Below are 15,769 nucleotides of genomic sequence, written 5' to 3' on the forward strand. Positions count from 1 at the left end.
CCATCATTGCCCGTTCGGGGTTAACGGGAAATGAACAAAGCTCAGGAGATTCCGGGAACCCGGACCCTGGTGATCTCGCCGTCCGGCGTCGCCTCGACGCCCACTCGCTGACCGGGCCGCAACAGGCGCAGGCCGGACGCGTGGAACGCCGCCGCGGGAAAGGTGAGCTCGCTGCCGTCGTCAAGGAGCAGCGTGCCGGTGGAAGTCTGGGTATCGAAGGTGGCGATCGTGCCCTGCATACCGAGCACGCTACCGGTGCGGTCCGGCCGGCACACGGGAAGAGCCACACCCCGTGAGTCCAAGATCGCGCAAGAGGGCGCAGGTGTGGTCGCCCGCGCCGAGCCCGAGCACCGTACGCAGATCTGCCGCGGTGTCCACGTCCTGTCGCAGCCCGGGGCAGTCGCCGGCCAGCGCGACGGCGCCAGAGGCGGCGTGTGCGGTTGCCGACCCGGGGCCGAACCGGGGATCGAGAGCGCAACCCGGACCGGCCGTCAGCAGCACCGTGCCGGAACCCGCGGCGTCCACCACGTACGCACGGCCGTCGCCCGCGGCCAGCAACACGGCGCCCAGCTCGGCCGGCCGCAACGCGGGCAGATCCCCGGCCAGGGCAGCCCGGCGGCGTCCGTGGCCCACGGCCACGTCGGCACCGAACCGCAGCGACGCGTTGAGGCCACCCGGGACGTCGGCGACGATCCGGGCGCCGATTCCGGCCACCGCCGCGGCCACGGCCGGGTCGTCGGTCACCACGACCAGCTCACCGACCTGCTCGCACGCCGCGACCGCCGTCACGGTGTCGAGCACCATCGCCAGCGCGAGCTCCTCGTGCCGGGCGGCCGGAACCGCGCCCCGCAGCCGGCTCTTCGCCGTGCCGAGGCTCTTGACGGGTACGACCGCCGTCCAGTCCGCTGCTGACACGCCGCCAATCCTGCCACCGGCCCATGTCAGGGCCGGACCGTGACCGCCCCGCGCTGGCTCCGGCGGCGGGGAGCAGGCATGATTTCGTCGCAAGGCGGGGTGTGGAGGAGGAGATACCGTGGCGCAGCGCCTGGGGTTCTGGCGGCGGCTGGCGGTGGGGATAGTGCTGCCGGTCATGTGGTATTGGACGGACCGGCGCTGGTCGGGCATGGAAAACCTACCGCCCGGCGGCGTCATCATCACGCCGAACCACATGTCGCAGTTCGAGCCGGTGCTCATCGCCCACTACATCTACGGTGCCGGGCGCTGGGGGCGCTTCCTCGCGAAAGCCAGCATCTGGAAGATCCCGTTCGTCGGATTCATGCTGCGCAAGACCCAGCAGATCCCGGTGGAACGCGGCAGTGTGGAAGCGGTGAAGTCGCTCGACTCGCTCGTCGCCGCCATCAACTCAGGTGGCGCCGTGGTGATCTATCCGGAGGGCACGACCACCCGGGATCCCGAGTTGTGGCCGATGCGCGGCAAGACCGGCGCGGCACGGCTCGCACTGCTCACCGGCGCCCCGGTCGTACCCATGGCGAGCTGGGGGTCGCAGCAGGTGCACGACGTCAGGACCAAGAAGATCTCCTTCCGGCCGCGGCGGAAGGTCGCCGTGACCGCCGGCAAACCGGTCGACCTGAGCCGCTGGCAGGGCGCGGAGCCCACCCGTGAGGTGCTGGAGCAGATGACGGAGGCAATTCAGTTGGCCAGTCGGGACCTGCTCGCCGAGCTGCGCGACGAGCCACCACCGCCGGAGCTCTACGCGGCGCCCGCCCGACGTTCCTCCTCCTCGGAGCGGTCCGCGTGAGCCGGGCGGCGGTGCTGGGCGCCGGAGCCTGGGGCACGGCGGTCGCCAAGATCCTGGCCGACGCCGGTTCGGACGTCACCATCTGGGCGCGGCGCGAGACGGTCGCCGCGGCCATTCGCGAGACCGGTGTCAACGAGAGTGCACTGCCCGGCGTCAAGCTGCCCACGCAGATCACCGCCACCAGCGACCTCGCCGCCGCCGTGGCGGACGCCGAGGTCGTGTTCCTGGCGGTGCCGTCGCAGACCCTGCGCGGCAATCTCGCCGACTGGGCCGGGCACCTGCCGGCCGACTCCACCCTGGTCTCGCTGATGAAGGGCATCGAGCTCGGCACCACGAAGCGGATGAGCCAGGTCATCATCGAGACCGCAGGCGTCGAGCCGGGCCGGGTCGTGGTGGTCTCCGGCCCCAACCTGGCACCCGAAATCGCCGCCGAGCAACCCGCCGCCACCGTGGTCGCCGGCACCGACCCGGCCCGCACCCAGCTCGTGCAGCAGGCGCTCGCCCTGCCCTACATCCGGCCGTACACCAGCGACGACGTCATCGGGTGCGAGCTGGGCGGGGCGGTGAAGAACGTCATCGCGCTCGCGTACGGCATGGCGACCGCGATGGGCATGGGCGACAACACCAAGGCCTCGCTGATCACCCGGGGACTGGCCGAAACGGCCCGGCTCGGTGTCGCGCTGGGCGCCGACCCGATGACCTTCGCCGGCCTGGCAGGGCTGGGCGACCTGGTCGCCACCTGCTCGTCGCCGCTGTCGCGGAACCGGACATTCGGCGAGCACCTGGGCCGCGGTGAGTCGCTGGAAGCCGCACAGGCCTCCACCAAACAGACCGCCGAGGGCGTGAAAAGCTGCCTCGCCATCCGGGATCTGGCCCGCGCGCACGGGGTCGAGATGCCGATCACCGAACAGGTCGAGCGGGTCTGCCACGAGGGTGTCGATCCGCGAGTCGCGGTCAAGCTGCTGATGGGCCGGGAGATGAAGCCGGAGTGACCGCTCGGCCCGAGCGAGGTGACGGCACGCGGGTGGTCCACGCCGGGCTACCCGCTCCGGTGCCCGGCGAGCCGTTCCTGCCAGGGCCGGTGTTCGCTGCCCCGTATCACCTCGACCCCGCGACCGGGCCGGGGGAGAACGGCTACGGCCGTCCCGACAATCCGACCCGGCGCGCCCTGGAAGCGGCGATCGGGGAATTGGAGGGTGGCACTGTCCGCGCCTTTGCGACGGGACAGGCCGCGATCACCGCGCTGCTGCTGTCGGTGCTGCGCTCGGGTGATGTGATCGCGTTGCCATCCGACGGCTACTTCACCGTCCGGGCCTTCGCCGAGGGGACATTGCGGGATCTGGGCGTGCGGACAGTGCTCGTGCCGACCGCGGGGCCGTACCCGTCGTTCGCGGGCATGCGGCTGGTGCTGTGGGAGACCCCGGCCAATCCGGGGCTGGACGTTTGCGACCTGCGAGCGGTCGCTGCGGCCGCCCGGGCCGAGGGGGCGCTGGTCGCGGTCGACAACACGACAGCCACGCCGCTCGGGCAGCGGCCGTTGGACCTCGGGGCGGACGTGGTGGTCGCGTCCGGCACCAAAGCGCTGACCGGGCACTCCGACGTGCTCCTCGGCTACGTCGCAGTCGGCCACGCGGCAGGCGGTTCGGCTCACGGTGGCGCAGGCGGGTCGGCTGGCGGCGAGGCTGCTCGCGGCGGGGCAGCACGCGGCGGGGCTGCTCGCGGCGGGGCTGCTCGCGGCGGGGCTGCTCGCGGCGGGGCAGCTCGCGGCGGGGACCTGGTGGAGCGGGTGACGACGTGGCGGGCGCAGACCGGTGGGGTGCCGGGTGCGTTCGACTGCTGGCTGGCCCATCGGTCCCTAGCCACCCTGGACCTGCGGCTGGGCCGGCAGAGCGCCAATGCGGCCGCGGTCGCCGAGCTGCTCGCCACCCGGTCCGACGTGACCGGGCTGCGCTGGCCCGGCCTGGTCACCGATCCCTCGTATGCCATCGCGCGGGCGCAGATGCGCCGGATCCCCGGTGTCCTGGCGTTCGACCTGGGCAGCGCGGGGCGGGTGAGTCGGTTTCTGCAGGCATCGGAGCTGATCTTTGCGGCTACTTCGTTCGGCGGGCTGCACACCACCGCCGACCGCCGGGCGCAGTGGGGCGACGACACGGCGCCCGGGTTAGTCCGGCTGTCCTGCGGCATCGAAGACACGGCCGACCTGGTCCGGGATCTCTGCGCAGCCCTCGACGCCGCCTGATCTACGGTTCTGTGCCATGGAGTGGAGCAGTTTCAGCGGAGCCGAGGTCACCGCGCTGGCGCAGGGCGAGAGTTTCTTCGCCAGCCCTGGGGAACGGGAGTGTCCCGCCTGCGGTTGTCGCAGTGTGCGCGCGTACGTGAATGTTCCGGAGAACGCCCGCCGGCCCACCCTGGTGAGTTACGTCTGGTGTTCCTCTTGTCACCGGTTTGTGGGCACCCGGGCCAAGCACCCGGAGGGGTTGGTGTTCTCCGACCCGCTGGCTGCCCTGGGCGCTCAAGAGCGGCGTGAGCTGGAGCGCAGCCTCGTCGGTTTCCTCGCCCACCTCGATCAACTGTGGGACGCGGGCGTGCTGCCGCAGACCTTCGCAGCGGCCTGATCTTCTCGGCTCTTGTCAGGAGGCCGCCATGGCTCTATGGTTCGTTGCATCAGTAATGAACCACTGAAGCATGGAGGCTCGGCGTGTTCGACGACCGCAGCCCGATCTACGTGCAGATCGCTGACGGCATCAAGAACGACATCCTGAGCGGAGCCCTCGAAGAAGATGGGCAGGTCATGTCCACCAATCAATACGCGGCCTTCTACCGCATCAACCCCGCCACCGCCGCCAAGGGCTTTGCCCAGCTCGTCGACGAGGGCGTGCTCTACAAGAAGCGCGGCATCGGCATGTTTGTGAGCCCCGACGCCCGCACCCGGCTCCGTGAGCTGCGGCGGCAACGGTTCTTCGCCGACGTCGTCGACCCGATGCTCGCCGAGGCCCGCATGATCGGCGTCTCGGTCGACGAGATCCGCAAGCACCTCGACGGAGCACCACGATGATCGCGGTCCACGACCTCACGGTCACCTACGGCGGCACGACCGCGCTCGACGGTCTCACGCTGAACCTCGCACCCGGCAAGATCTACGGTCTGTTGGGCCGCAACGGTTCTGGCAAGACCAGCCTGCTCAGCGTGCTCGCAGGCTATCGCCGGCCGCACCGCGGCACCGTCCGGGTAAACGGCGCCGACCCCTATGAGAACCCGGACCTCATGCGAGACACCGTCTTCGTCCGGGACACCCCCGATGTGCCCGACGGCGACCGGATCGGCACGGTCCTCGACTTTCACGCTGGGCTGCGGCAGCGCTGGGACACCGCGTACGCAGACCGCTTGCTCGACGTCTTCGGCTTGGACCGGCGCACCCGGGTCTCCGCTCTGTCCCGCGGTCAGCGTTCCGCGCTCGGCGTCGTGTTGGGGCTCGCCTGCCGGGCCCCACTCACCCTGCTCGACGAGGTCTACCTCGGCATGGACGCCGCCGCCCGCACCGCCTTCTATCGCGAGCTGCTCGACGACTACCTCGCCCATCCGCGCACGATCGTCCTCTCCACCCACCTGATCCAGGAGGTCGCCGACCTCTTCGAAGAGGTCGTCATCATCGACCGGGGTCGGCTGGTGGTGCACGAGGACACCAGCACCTTCCGGGCGCGCGGCGTCGCAGTAACCGGCCCGGCCGAGGCGGTGGCTAGCTTCACCGCCGGGCGGACGGTGCTCGGCGGGCAGAGCCTGGGCGGCGTCCGCCAGGTCACCGTCTTCGGCGCGCTGGACGACGGGGACGAGCGGCGCGCCGCAGCGGCGGGGCTCGGCCTCGCCCCGGTCGGCATTCAAGATCTCTTCGTCCACCTCACCTCGGAGGCCGCCCGATGAACGGAACGCGTGCGGTGTTCGGCGCCCTCCTGCGCAGATACCGGCTCCCGTTGCTGATCGCCGGGTTGGTCCTCGCAGTCGGTGTGGTGATCTCCTCGCTCGTCGTCGGCGCTCGCATCGATCCGAGTTTCAGCCCGTGGATGGTGGTGGCCGGCTCGGTGGTCAAGTACTGGCTCTTCGCCTTCGGCGTTCTGCTGGTGGCCGGACACCTGCGCCTGTTCGCCGCCGCGGGGCTCACCCGCCGTGCCGTTCTGACGGGCGGCGCGGTCCTGGGCGTGCTCTCGGCGATTGCTGCCGCCGTGCTGACCGCGCTGGGACACGGCCTGGAATCGGCGTTGATCGGCGACGTCTCGCCGGGCTACCCGGCCTGGTCTGTCGCCGGCGCAGTCGCCGAGTTGGGTCATCTGCTGCCGATCTGCATTGCCTTCTTCGTTTCCGGGGCGGCGGCCGCCGTGGGCTTCTACCGCTTCGGCGCGTGGCGTGGGCTGCCGCTAGCCGTGCCGGCCGCCCTGCCGCTGGTGGTCGCCGAGGAACTGCTCGGCGTCGACGGGTCGGGGCAGGTGCTCACCCGAGTCCTGCCCTATGCGGCGGGGCTGCCCGTTTCGCTGGCGGTGACTCTGCTCGGCGCGCTCCTCTGTTACTGGCTGACCCACGGTGCCCCGATTCGCCGCCCGGCCATGGGATAGCGATTCCTTGACTACATTCGGTGGCGCCATCTCCACGCGACGTAGCGGGTGGTGCCACCGTGTCGGGAAAGCGGTCTACGGAGAGTAGGGTCTTCCCGGCATGCCACCCGGCGGCGGCCCAGTAACGACCGGCAACGAGAGGCCACTTCCATGACGACCCCTCGCAGAACCCGCGTGGCCATCGTGTTCGGCGGTCGCAGCACCGAGCACGCCATCTCGTGCGTCAGCGCCGGCGCCATCCTGGGCGCCCTCGACCCCGACGAGTACGAAGTCGTGCCGGTCGGCATCACCCGCGACGGCGCCTGGGTGCTCGCCGGCGACGACCCGGCGCAACTCGCCATCGAAGGCAACCGGCTCCCCGAAATCACCGTCGACTCGGGTCGAGCCGTGGTCCTGCCCCCCGACCCGACCAACTCCGGCCTGATGGTCGTCGACCCCGCCGGCGGCGGCGCCGTCCTCGCCGGAGTCGACGTCGTCTTCCCGGTGCTGCACGGCGCGTACGGCGAGGACGGCACCATCCAGGGCATGCTCGAAATGGCCGGCATCCCGTACGTCGGCGCGAACGTCTTCGCCTCCGCGGCCGGCATGGACAAGGAATTCACCAAGAAACTCGCCGTCGCCGAGGGCATCCCCGTCGGGCCCTATGCCGTGCTGCGCGCCGGACAGTCGCTGTCTGAGCCGGACAAGGAGCGGCTCGGCCTGCCAGTCTTCGTCAAGCCCTCCCGCGCCGGCTCCTCGTACGGCATCAGCAAAGTCACCGACTGGGCACACCTCGACGAGGCCGTCGCGAAGGCCCGCAAAATCGACCCCAAGGTGCTGGTCGAGGCGGCGATCGTCGGCCGGGAGATCGAGTGCGGAGTGCTCGAGGGCGAGACGACGGGCGGGGCCGAAGCCTCCCTGCTGGCCGAGATCATGGTGAACACGTCCGACGACGAGTTCTACGACTTCGAAGCCAAATACCTGGGCGAGGGCACGCCGTACCAGATCCCGGCCGACCTCAAGCCGGACGTGGCCCGCCAGGTCCAGGAGTACGCCTGCCGCACCTTCACGGCCCTCGACTGCGCCGGCCTCGCCCGCGTCGACTTCTTCGTCACCGCCGACGACCAGATCTACCTCAACGAGATCAACACGATGCCCGGCTTCACGCCGATGTCGATGTTCCCGCAGATGTGGGCCGCGACCGGCCTCGACTACCCCAAGGTCGTCGACCGCCTGATCCGGACGGCTCTGCGCCGCGGGACCGGCCTGCACTAAGCCGCGGGACCGGCAGCACTAAGCCGCGGGACCGGCTTGCACCAAGCCGCGGACCGGCAGCACCAAGCCGCGGGACCGGCTTGCACCAAGTTCGCGGGATCGGTCTGCACTAAGCGGGGTCAGGCGCAGCCGCTCGGGACGCCCTCGGTGATCGACTTGTCGGTCTTCACCACAAGGTCGGAAAACTCGTTGGCCCACTGGGCCGGCTGGTCATACTGACTCGGCACCGTCACCTGCACCGGCACCTCACGGTCCATGGTGGTGAACGTGGTCCCGGTGGCCTGCTTGGCGGCCCACCAGCACACCCGGTTCATCGTCATCAGCTCGGTGTCCAGCGGCACGCAGCCCGAGCCGGTCTCCTCCAGCGACGGGCACATCGTCGGCCGGGCCACCCCGCACGACACGGTGAGGGGCGGTTCGCCGTACGCCGCGTTCTGCTCCGGGCCGGCGCTGACCTTGCGAGGCCGCAGGTCGCGCACCTGCTGCGGCAGCTGAGAGGTGACGGCGAGGCACACCTGCTGCGCCCGGTCGTCGAGCTTGGGCGCGGCGAGCTGCACCGGTTCGCCCGGCAGGATCGCCGGTTGGGTGGCGCTCGCCGTCGGCTTGGCGGTGCCGTCGGCGTCGCCCGGCGTCAGCTGCGAGAAGATCACGAGTCCCGCGAGAATCGCCACCGGGACCGCGACGACGGTCGCCCAGAGGGCGGCGCTGCGCGTCACCGGGTCCTTGGCGGGCTGTGGCTCGGTGCGGGACTCGGTGTCGACCATGTCAGAGATTTACCACGGAGCACGTGACGGTCCGGGTAATGCCCGGCACGTACTGGATTTTGCTCACAATCATCCGACCGAGCTCATCGACGCTGTGCCCCTCTGCCAGGACCACCACGTCATAGGGGCCGGTCACCGCGTCGACCCGGACGACTCCCTGAATTTTGTCGATCGCTGCGGCCACGTCACGGGCCTTTCCGACCTCCGTCTGGATGAGGATGTATGCCTGGACCACGATCCGACTCCTATCCGCCGCCGCCGGCGACCCGAACGTGAAACTACAGTACGGAGCGCGGTCCTTGCGGCACGCATCGCAGTCGGCTTTGTGGCGACACCATCCGGCGGCTTACACGACGGCGCGCGTCCCTTGGGGCGGAACGCGACGGGGGAAACGAGGGAACGGTGGACGTGAGCATCGCGGAAGCCGGCGAGTTCGGGCTCATCGCCCGGATCGTCGCGCGCTTGGGAGAAGGCCCGGTAGCCCTGCTCGGCCCGGGCGACGACGCCGCAGTCGTCGCGGCACCGGACGGCCGAATGGTGGCGTCGACGGACGTCCTCGTCGAAGGCCGGCACTTCCGCCGCGACTGGTCCAGCGCGGCCGACGTCGGTCACCGCGCCGCCGCCGCCAACCTCGCCGACATCGCGGCCATGGGTGCGGTGCCGACCGCGCTGCTGGTCGCCCTGTGCGTACCCACCGATCTGGACGTGGTCTGGGCTGAGGAACTCGCCGAGGGACTGTCCGCCGAGGCCGCCTTGTGCGGGGCGACTGTGGTGGGCGGTGACATGTCAGCCAGCCCCACCCTCACGATCGCGGTCACCGCACTGGGCGACCTGAGCGGTCGCGCACCGGTCGTGCGCAGCGGTGCCCAACCCGGCGACGTCGTTGCCCTCGCCGGTCGCACCGGTCACGCTGCGGCGGGCTACACGGTCCTTTCCCGCGGATTCCGTACGCCCAAACTCCTCGTCGAGGCCTACCGGCGGCCAACAGTGCCCTATGCCGAAGGACCCGCCGCCGCAGTTCTCGGTGCGACCTCCCTCATCGATGTCTCCGACGGGCTGCTGCAGGACCTGAGCCACGTGGCTACCGCCAGCGTGGTCGGGATCGACATCCGACGAGACGCCTTCGAAGTGCCGGACCAGATGCGGGATGCGGCGTCAGCGCTGGGCGTGGACCCGTACATCTGGCTGCTCGCCGGCGGCGACGACCATGCCCTTGCCGCGACCTTCCCGCCTGGGGTGAAGCTGCCGCCGGCCTGGCGGGCGATTGGCAGCGTGCATGAGGGCACCGGCGTGACGGTCGACCAGAAGCCGTGGCAGGGCGGAATGGGCTGGGACCACTTCCGCTGAGCGGCCCCCGGCCTCCTGCGTCCCGCGCGGGCCTCCCAAGAGAAAGGCTCTTCGGCCGGCTCTTCGCCCGGCTCCTCGGCTGTCGGATGGCTTCGCGGGCGGCGCCTCGGCTGTTGAATGCTCCGTGGGCGGCGCCTCGGCTGTTGAATGCTCCGTGGGCGGCGCCTCGGCTGTTGAATGGTCTGCGGCCGGCTCCTCAGCCGTCGGATGGCTCCGCGTGCGGGTTCGGCTGCCGAAGAATTCCGCATCGGCTTCGCGGCGGGGCTCGGCTGCCGGGCGGTTCGGGCGGCGGTTAGCGTTGCCGCGTGGAACAGATCGAGATCCGTGCGGCCCGCTTCGGCGATCCGGCGGTCAAGGAGCTCATCGGCTTGGCGATGGCCGAGCTCAGCAGCAGATACGGCGGCAGCGGCGACGACACCCCGGTGGCAGCCACCGACTTCGACCCGCCGGGCGGCGCCTTCTTCGTCGCAGTCTCCCGGACCCCAGTTGCCGACTCGCAGCCATTAGTCACCGGCGGGCAGGCTGCTGACTCGCAGCCACTTGTCGCTGGTGGGCCGGCTGCTGACTCGCAGCCACTTGTCGCTGGTGGGCAGGCTGCGGACTCGCAGGTGTCAGTGGCTGGCGGGCAGGCTGCTGACTCGCAGGTGTCAGTGGCTGGCGGGCAGGCTGCTGACTCGCAGGTGTCAGTCGCTGGTGGGCTGGCTGCTGACTCGCAGGCGTTAGTCGCCGGGGGGCCGGCTGCAGACCTGCAAGCGCCCGTTTCCGCAGGGCTGGCTGCCGGCTCGCGGTCGTTCGTTTCCGGCGGGATGGAGGTGGGTGTGCCGGCGGGGGAGCGGCTGGTTGGCTGTGGCGGCTGGCGGAGGCACGGCGAGGACGCGGAGCTCAAGCGCATGTTTACGATCGCGGCGGCCCGGGGGCGTGGGGTGGCTCGCCGGGTGTTGGCGGCGATCGAGGAGTCCGCCCGGGAGCAGGGCTGCAAGCGGGTGATCCTGGAGACGGGCGATAAACAGCCTGAAGCCATAGCGCTATACGAAAAATGCGGATATGAGCGGATCGAGGACTTCGGCTACTACAAGGGTGAGCCGGGGGTGCTGTCCTACGCCCGAACCCTCTGATCGGGGTTACACAGATAGCCGCCGGGTCGCGAGGACCCGGCGGCTACGGAAGAACTTCAGAGTCGGCGCTGGACAGCAGCACCGCCGGCGCACTATTAGGCGCGGACGACCTTGCCGGCCTTGATGCACGAGGTGCAGGCCTTGACCTTCTTGGTGTTGCCGCCACCGGCCGGGGTGCGCACCGACTGGATGTTCGGGTTCCAGCGGCGGTTGGTCCGCCGGTGCGAGTGGGACACGTTGTGGCCGAAGCCCGGTCCCTTGCCACAGACGTCGCACACGCTAGCCACGGGGTACTCCTGAGATTGATACGCCGGGCGGGACTGACCGCGACCCAGCTGCGAACTGAGGGTGCCGAGCTTAGAGCCTGGAAGCAGACTTCGCCCGGGCAACCTGGTCAGGTTACCCGATGGCCGGGGCGAACAGCCAATCGCCCTCGGGTGGGTGGGCGCACCGGGCAATTGTCGGAGGCGGTTAGTACGCTTTTCGCGTGTTGGACACCCTGGATGCCGCGGCCGTACGCCGCTGGTGCGGTGCGGGGCTCGCCGCCCTGCGGGAACACCAGCACGAGATCGACGAGCTGAACGTCTATCCGGTGCCGGACGGCGACACCGGCACCAACCTGGTGTTGACCCTGGCATCGGCTCAGGAAGCCCTGGAAGAGCCCTCGGAAACCTGGGAGGAACCGCCCCAGGCCTGGCGTGTGCAGAGCCTCGGTCAGAACGCGCGGGAGGCGGCCCCGGAGGCGCTCCGGCAGGCTCCGGTCGAGCTCCGGGACGTCAGCAGCGCCGCCGACGGTGCCGCGCTGGGGCCGGTGATGCGGCGGATGGCGCGGGGTGCGCTCCTGGGCGCCCGGGGCAACTCTGGCGTCATCGTGTCCCAGATCCTGCGAGGCATGGCCGACACTTTCGCGGCGGCGGCCTCCGTGCGGGGCCTTGCCCTGGCTTTGGCCTTACGGAAGGCGAGCGAGGCCGCGTACGCCGCGGTGGCCCGGCCCGTCGAGGGCACCGTGTTGACGGTGGCGGCGGCGGCCGCGGAGGGCGCCGGGCGGATCAAGTCCGACGATTTGCAGGCGGTGGCGCGGGCGGCGGCCCGCGCGGCGGCCGAGGCACTGGCCCGCACTCCGCAGCAGTTGCCTGTGCTGGCCCGCGCCGGAGTCGTGGACGCTGGTGGGCGCGGTCTGGTGGTGCTGTTGGAAGCGCTGGTGGCGGTGCTAGGCGCAGGAGACGGCACCGAAGCGACCCCGGTCGAGCGGCCACAGAGCGCCGATCCCCAGGCGCCGGCCGTGCCGGCTGTTTCCGAGGCGTCGACCATGCCGGCCGATTCTCAGGCGCCGGCTGTGCCGGATGGTTCTTGCCGTCCGGAGAACGACGGGCATGGCGTTTCGGACGGGAGTGGCTTCGGCTACGAGGTGCAGTTCCTGCTTGACGCCGAGCCCGCCGCCGTCGAGGCCATGAAACGGACGCTGGATGCCCTGGGCGACTCGCTGGTCGTGGTCGGGACCGGTGACGGGGAACCGCCCACCTGGAATGTGCATGTCCACGTGGACGACATCGGGGCCGCCATCGAGGCCGGGATTGTCGCCGGGCGGCCGCACCGGATTGCGGTGAACCGGCTCGAGGAGCGGATCCACGACCACGCGCACCCGGCCGGATCTGCCGAGATCCTGCCGGAGGAGGACACCGAGACCGGCGCCTGGGAAACCGGCGAGCGCGGTGCCGTTGTCGTGGCCGCGGGGGAGGGCTTGACGTCGCTCTTCGCGGACGAAGGAACCATCGTGGTCGGGCGGAACCCCTCGATCAAGGAGATGCTGGCGGCGGTCGCGCAGACCGGGGCGCGCCGGGTCGTGCTGTTGCCGAATGACAGCAACACCCACGCGGTCGCCGTCTCCGCCGCCCAGGAGGCCGCTGCCGCGGGTGTTCGGGTCAGCGTGGTGCCGACGCGCTCACCGGTGCAGGCGCTGGCTGCGCTCGCCGTGCGTGACTCGCAACGACGCTTCGACGACGACGTGATCGCGATGGCCGAGGCCGCGGGCGCCTGCCGGTACGGCGAAGTGACGACAGCTGCCCGGGAGGCGCTGACCGTCGCCGGCCGCTGCCACCCCGGCGATCTGCTGGGCCTGGTCGACGGCGAGGTGCATGTGATCAGCGGTGGCGCGGACGGGGGCCTCGCCGAGGTCTGCCGGCAGCTGCTCGATCGGATGCTCGGCGGCGGCGGCGAACTGGTCACCCTCGTGCTCGGCGCCGACGCACCGGACGGGCTGGAAGACGCGCTGCGGGCGCACGTGACGCAGGCCTGGCCCTTCGTCGAGGTGCAGTGTTATGCCGGTGGACAGCCCCGATACCACCTCCTGGCAGGAGTGGAATGAGCGACACGACCACGGCAACGACGACCACCACCCCGCTGCGTGCGGTGCTCGGGGAACGGACCGCCAAGGCGCTGGCTACGCATCTCGACCTGCACACCGCGGGCGACCTCATCTATCACTTCCCGCGCCGCTACGACGAGCGTGGCGAACATACCGACCTGCGTCAGCTCCAGGTGGGTGAGCAGGTCACCCTGCTTGCTCAGGTGAAGAGCACGACCGTACGCCCGATGCGCCAACGCCGCGGCTCCATGCTGGAGATCACCGTGGGTGACGGGTCCGGGGCGACACTGACCTGCACCTTCTTCAACCAGGCGTGGCGGGAACGGGAGCTGCGGACCGGTCGGTGGGGGCTGTTCGCCGGAAAGGTCACCGACTTTCGGGGCAAACGCCAGCTCAACGGGCCGTCCTACCAACTGCTGCGGGCTGACGCGACCGAGGACGAAGCCGCCGAGGAGATCGAGGAGTTCGCCGGGGCGCTCATCCCGGTGTATCCGGCTGCGGCCGCCGTGCCCACCTGGACGATCACCAAGTGCGTACGAACGGTCCTGGACACCTTCGAGCCGCCCGCCGATCCGCTGCCTGGCGCCGTCCGGGCGAACCGCAACCTGATCGGGATCGGCGCCGCCCTGCGGGAGATCCATCGACCCAGCTCCAAGGAGGAGCTGTACAAGGCGAAGTACCGGTTGAAGTGGGACGAGGCTTTCGCCGTACAGCTGACGCTTGTGCAGCGCAAGGCCCGCGCAGCCGCAGCTCCCGGACGGTCTCGACCCCGGCGTGCGGACGGGATTCTGGCCGCGTTCGACGCGGCTTTGCCCTACGAGCTGACGGAGGGGCAGGCGCAGGTCGGCGAGGAGATCTCCGCGGACCTGGCCCGCGCGCATCCGATGCACCGGTTGTTGCAGGGCGAGGTGGGGTCCGGCAAGACGTTGGTCGCGGTGCGCGCGATGCTGCAGGTGGTGGACGCGGGCGGGCAGGCGGCGTTGCTGGCCCCCACCGAGGTGCTCGCCACCCAGCACCACCGGAGCATCAGTGCCCAGCTTGGCGCGCTGGCTCGGGCGGGCGAGCTGGACGGCGACCCGGCGGGCACCCAGCTCACCCTGGTCACCGGTTCGCTCGGCGCGGCCGCGCGCCGGGCCGCACTCGCCAAGGTCGCTGACGGCAGCGCGGGCATCGTCGTGGGCACGCATGCCCTGCTGTACGAGGGAGTCGACTTCCGGGATCTCGGCCTGGTCGTGGTGGACGAGCAGCACCGCTTCGGCGTGGAGCAGCGCGACGCATTGCGGGCCAAAGCCGCCCAGCCGCCGCACGTCCTGGTCATGACCGCGACGCCGATCCCGCGGACGGTCGCGATGACCGTGTACGGCGACCTGGAGACGTCCACCCTGTCCCAGCTTCCGCGCGGCCGTTCGCCGATCGCCTCGCACGTGGTGCCGCCGGAGCGTCCGGCCTTCCTGGACCGAGCTTGGACCCGGGTGAAGGAGGAGGTCCGCGCCGGCCACCAGGCTTATGTGGTGTGCCCCCGGATCGGGGACGCGGCCGGAGCCGAGGACGACGGCGAGCCGCCCAGTGACAACGAACCCGCCCGGCGCCCGCCCCTGGCGGTTCTCGACGTGGCGCCGATTCTCGAGGAAGGCCCGCTGCAGGGGCTGCGGATCGGCATCCTGCACGGCCGGCTGCCCGCCGACGAGAAGGACGCGGTGATGCGGCGGTTCGCCGCCGGCGACCTGGACGTCCTGGTGGCTACCACGGTCATCGAGGTCGGCGTCGACGTGCCGAACTCCACCGTCATGATCATCATGGATGCGGACCGCTTCGGCGTCTCCCAGCTGCACCAGCTCCGCGGCCGGGTCGGCCGGGGTTCCGCGCCCGGCATCTGCCTGCTGGTCACCGAGGCGGTCGAGGGCACGCCCGCCCGGGAACGCCTCGACGCCGTGGCATCCACGACGGACGGGTTCAAACTCGCCGAGCTCGACCTCGAACAGCGCCGCGAAGGCGACGTGCTGGGCGCCTCACAGTCCGGCAAGCACAGCCACCTGCGGCTGCTGTCCCTGCTGCGCGACAGCAAACTCATCACCGACGCCCGCGCCGAGGCCGGCGAGCTGGTGGGCGACGACCCCACCCTGGCCCGGCACCCCGCGTTGGCCGCCTCGGTGGCCGCCCTGGTCGATGAGGAACGCGCCGAGTATTTGGAGAAGGGATGATCCTGCACTTCTGCACCCGCGCCGAGTGGGACGCGGCGATGGCAGCCGGCACCTACCGCGCCGCCTCGCTCGCGACCCAGGGCTTCATCCACTGCTCCACACCGGAGCAGGTGCACATCCCGGCGACGATGCTGGCCCGGGGGTGCACGGACCTGCTGCTGTTGGTGCTGGACGAGCAGCTCCTGCCCGTACCCGTGGTGTGGGAGGACGGCGACCCGCCCCATCCCAGCGGCATGCAGTTCCCCCACCTGTACGCCCCCATCCCGGTGGCAGCGGTCAAAGCCGTGCACGAGTGGCCGCCGCAGCCCGATGGCTCGTTCGCACCGCCGGCTTGCCTTGGAGTGCACTCCAACCCGTAGC

Annotated in this window: 18 protein-coding genes; 13 read left to right on the forward strand and 5 right to left on the reverse strand. The window is 70.7% G+C overall.

From position 1 onward, the window contains the following. Positions 1-41 precede the first annotated feature (41 nt). Together ACIA1L_RS00525 and cofC are read right to left on the reverse strand one after the other, a co-directional pair. A complete protein-coding gene (locus tag ACIA1L_RS00525; protein WP_396070098.1) occupies positions 42-239 on the reverse strand; it encodes a cold-shock protein in 198 nt (65 codons plus the stop codon). Between the two features lie 10 nt (positions 240-249). Continuing rightward, positions 250-915 (reverse strand): 2-phospho-L-lactate guanylyltransferase, encoded by a 666-nt coding sequence (cofC, locus tag ACIA1L_RS00530; protein WP_396070099.1) that lies wholly within the window; start codon positions 913-915, stop codon positions 250-252. Positions 916-1,090: 175 nt separating this feature from the next. On the opposite strand from cofC, the gene ACIA1L_RS00535 reads away from it, so the two are divergent. The 8 genes from ACIA1L_RS00535 (at position 1,091) to ACIA1L_RS00570 (ending at position 7,617) form a co-directional block, all read left to right on the forward strand. Beyond that, positions 1,091-1,759, forward strand: coding sequence for a lysophospholipid acyltransferase family protein (locus ACIA1L_RS00535; protein ID WP_396070967.1), 669 nt, complete (start codon positions 1,091-1,093; stop codon positions 1,757-1,759). Beyond that, a complete protein-coding gene (locus ACIA1L_RS00540; RefSeq protein WP_396070101.1) occupies positions 1,756-2,751 on the forward strand; it encodes an NAD(P)H-dependent glycerol-3-phosphate dehydrogenase in 996 nt (331 codons plus the stop codon). The genes ACIA1L_RS00535 and ACIA1L_RS00540 overlap by 4 nt, the downstream gene beginning before the upstream one ends. Continuing rightward, positions 2,748-3,998, forward strand: coding sequence for a cystathionine gamma-lyase (locus tag ACIA1L_RS00545; protein ID WP_396070102.1), 1,251 nt, complete (start codon positions 2,748-2,750; stop codon positions 3,996-3,998). Before ACIA1L_RS00540 ends, ACIA1L_RS00545 begins: the two co-directional genes overlap by 4 nt. A gap of 16 nt (positions 3,999-4,014) precedes the next feature. Next, the gene (locus ACIA1L_RS00550; RefSeq protein WP_396070103.1) at positions 4,015-4,374 is read left to right on the forward strand and encodes a hypothetical protein; all 360 of its coding nucleotides are present in this window, start codon (positions 4,015-4,017) and stop codon (positions 4,372-4,374) included. Positions 4,375-4,457: 83 nt separating this feature from the next. Further along, positions 4,458-4,814: a GntR family transcriptional regulator gene (locus ACIA1L_RS00555; protein WP_396070104.1), complete on the forward strand. Its 357-nt coding sequence runs from the start codon at positions 4,458-4,460 to the stop codon at positions 4,812-4,814. Next, complete coding sequence (locus ACIA1L_RS00560) at positions 4,811-5,677, forward strand: ABC transporter ATP-binding protein (protein ID WP_396070106.1); 867 nt, start codon at positions 4,811-4,813, stop codon at positions 5,675-5,677. Before ACIA1L_RS00555 ends, ACIA1L_RS00560 begins: the two co-directional genes overlap by 4 nt. After that, positions 5,674-6,363: a hypothetical protein gene (locus ACIA1L_RS00565; protein ID WP_396070108.1), complete on the forward strand. Its 690-nt coding sequence runs from the start codon at positions 5,674-5,676 to the stop codon at positions 6,361-6,363. The genes ACIA1L_RS00560 and ACIA1L_RS00565 overlap by 4 nt, the downstream gene beginning before the upstream one ends. Positions 6,364-6,513: 150 nt before the next feature. Further along, positions 6,514-7,617, forward strand: a complete 1,104-nt coding sequence (locus ACIA1L_RS00570) for a D-alanine--D-alanine ligase family protein (RefSeq protein WP_396070109.1) — start codon at positions 6,514-6,516, stop codon at positions 7,615-7,617. Between the two features lie 119 nt (positions 7,618-7,736). Here ACIA1L_RS00570 and ACIA1L_RS00575 read toward each other — a convergent pair whose 3' ends face one another. Both ACIA1L_RS00575 and ACIA1L_RS00580 read right to left on the reverse strand, forming a co-directional pair. Continuing rightward, the gene (locus tag ACIA1L_RS00575) at positions 7,737-8,381 is read right to left on the reverse strand and encodes a DUF3515 family protein (protein ID WP_396070110.1); all 645 of its coding nucleotides are present in this window, start codon (positions 8,379-8,381) and stop codon (positions 7,737-7,739) included. 1 nt (position 8,382) lies between these two features. Beyond that, positions 8,383-8,616: an Lrp/AsnC ligand binding domain-containing protein gene (locus tag ACIA1L_RS00580; RefSeq protein WP_071805731.1), complete on the reverse strand. Its 234-nt coding sequence runs from the start codon at positions 8,614-8,616 to the stop codon at positions 8,383-8,385. A gap of 173 nt (positions 8,617-8,789) precedes the next feature. Here ACIA1L_RS00580 and ACIA1L_RS00585 point away from each other — a divergent pair, with 173 nt between their 5' ends. After that, positions 8,790-9,728: a thiamine-phosphate kinase gene (locus tag ACIA1L_RS00585; RefSeq protein WP_396070968.1), complete on the forward strand. Its 939-nt coding sequence runs from the start codon at positions 8,790-8,792 to the stop codon at positions 9,726-9,728. 698 nt (positions 9,729-10,426) lie between these two features. Continuing rightward, positions 10,427-10,843 carry a GNAT family N-acetyltransferase gene (locus tag ACIA1L_RS00590; protein WP_396070969.1) on the forward strand — a complete coding sequence of 139 codons (417 nt, stop codon included), beginning with the start codon at positions 10,427-10,429 and terminating at the stop codon, positions 10,841-10,843. A gap of 95 nt (positions 10,844-10,938) precedes the next feature. On the opposite strand, the gene rpmB is transcribed toward ACIA1L_RS00590, so the two are convergent. Next, positions 10,939-11,130, reverse strand: coding sequence for a 50S ribosomal protein L28 (gene rpmB / locus ACIA1L_RS00595; protein WP_071805713.1), 192 nt, complete (start codon positions 11,128-11,130; stop codon positions 10,939-10,941). A 200-nt stretch (positions 11,131-11,330) separates the two neighbouring features. On the opposite strand from rpmB, the gene ACIA1L_RS00600 reads away from it, so the two are divergent. Genes ACIA1L_RS00600 through ACIA1L_RS00610 form a run of 3 tightly spaced genes read left to right on the forward strand, consistent with a single transcriptional unit; the run spans position 11,331 to position 15,768 of the window. Then, positions 11,331-13,208: a DAK2 domain-containing protein gene (locus tag ACIA1L_RS00600; protein ID WP_396070113.1), complete on the forward strand. Its 1,878-nt coding sequence runs from the start codon at positions 11,331-11,333 to the stop codon at positions 13,206-13,208. Further along, positions 13,205-15,409: an ATP-dependent DNA helicase RecG gene (recG, locus tag ACIA1L_RS00605; protein ID WP_396070115.1), complete on the forward strand. Its 2,205-nt coding sequence runs from the start codon at positions 13,205-13,207 to the stop codon at positions 15,407-15,409. Before ACIA1L_RS00600 ends, recG begins: the two co-directional genes overlap by 4 nt. Further along, a complete protein-coding gene (locus tag ACIA1L_RS00610; protein WP_396070117.1) occupies positions 15,406-15,768 on the forward strand; it encodes a DUF952 domain-containing protein in 363 nt (120 codons plus the stop codon). The genes recG and ACIA1L_RS00610 overlap by 4 nt, the downstream gene beginning before the upstream one ends. Position 15,769 lies beyond the last annotated feature (1 nt).

Source organism: Actinoplanes sp. NPDC051859 (assembly GCF_044452725.1).
Lineage (GTDB): Bacteria > Actinomycetota > Actinomycetes > Mycobacteriales > Micromonosporaceae > Actinoplanes.

Coding starts and splice junctions, on each gene's coding strand:
- ACIA1L_RS00610 (WP_396070117.1), top strand. CDS start 15,406: ATGATCCTGCACTTCTGCACCCGCGCCGAGTGGGACGCGGCGATGGCA.
- ACIA1L_RS00535 (WP_396070967.1), top strand. CDS start 1,091: ATGTGGTATTGGACGGACCGGCGCTGGTCGGGCATGGAAAACCTACCG.
- recG (WP_396070115.1), top strand. CDS start 13,205: ATGAGCGACACGACCACGGCAACGACGACCACCACCCCGCTGCGTGCG.
- ACIA1L_RS00560 (WP_396070106.1), top strand. CDS start 4,811: ATGATCGCGGTCCACGACCTCACGGTCACCTACGGCGGCACGACCGCG.
- ACIA1L_RS00570 (WP_396070109.1), top strand. CDS start 6,514: ATGACGACCCCTCGCAGAACCCGCGTGGCCATCGTGTTCGGCGGTCGC.
- ACIA1L_RS00575 (WP_396070110.1), bottom strand. CDS start 8,381: ATGGTCGACACCGAGTCCCGCACCGAGCCACAGCCCGCCAAGGACCCG.
- ACIA1L_RS00525 (WP_396070098.1), bottom strand. CDS start 239: ATGCAGGGCACGATCGCCACCTTCGATACCCAGACTTCCACCGGCACG.
- ACIA1L_RS00565 (WP_396070108.1), top strand. CDS start 5,674: ATGAACGGAACGCGTGCGGTGTTCGGCGCCCTCCTGCGCAGATACCGG.
- ACIA1L_RS00550 (WP_396070103.1), top strand. CDS start 4,015: ATGGAGTGGAGCAGTTTCAGCGGAGCCGAGGTCACCGCGCTGGCGCAG.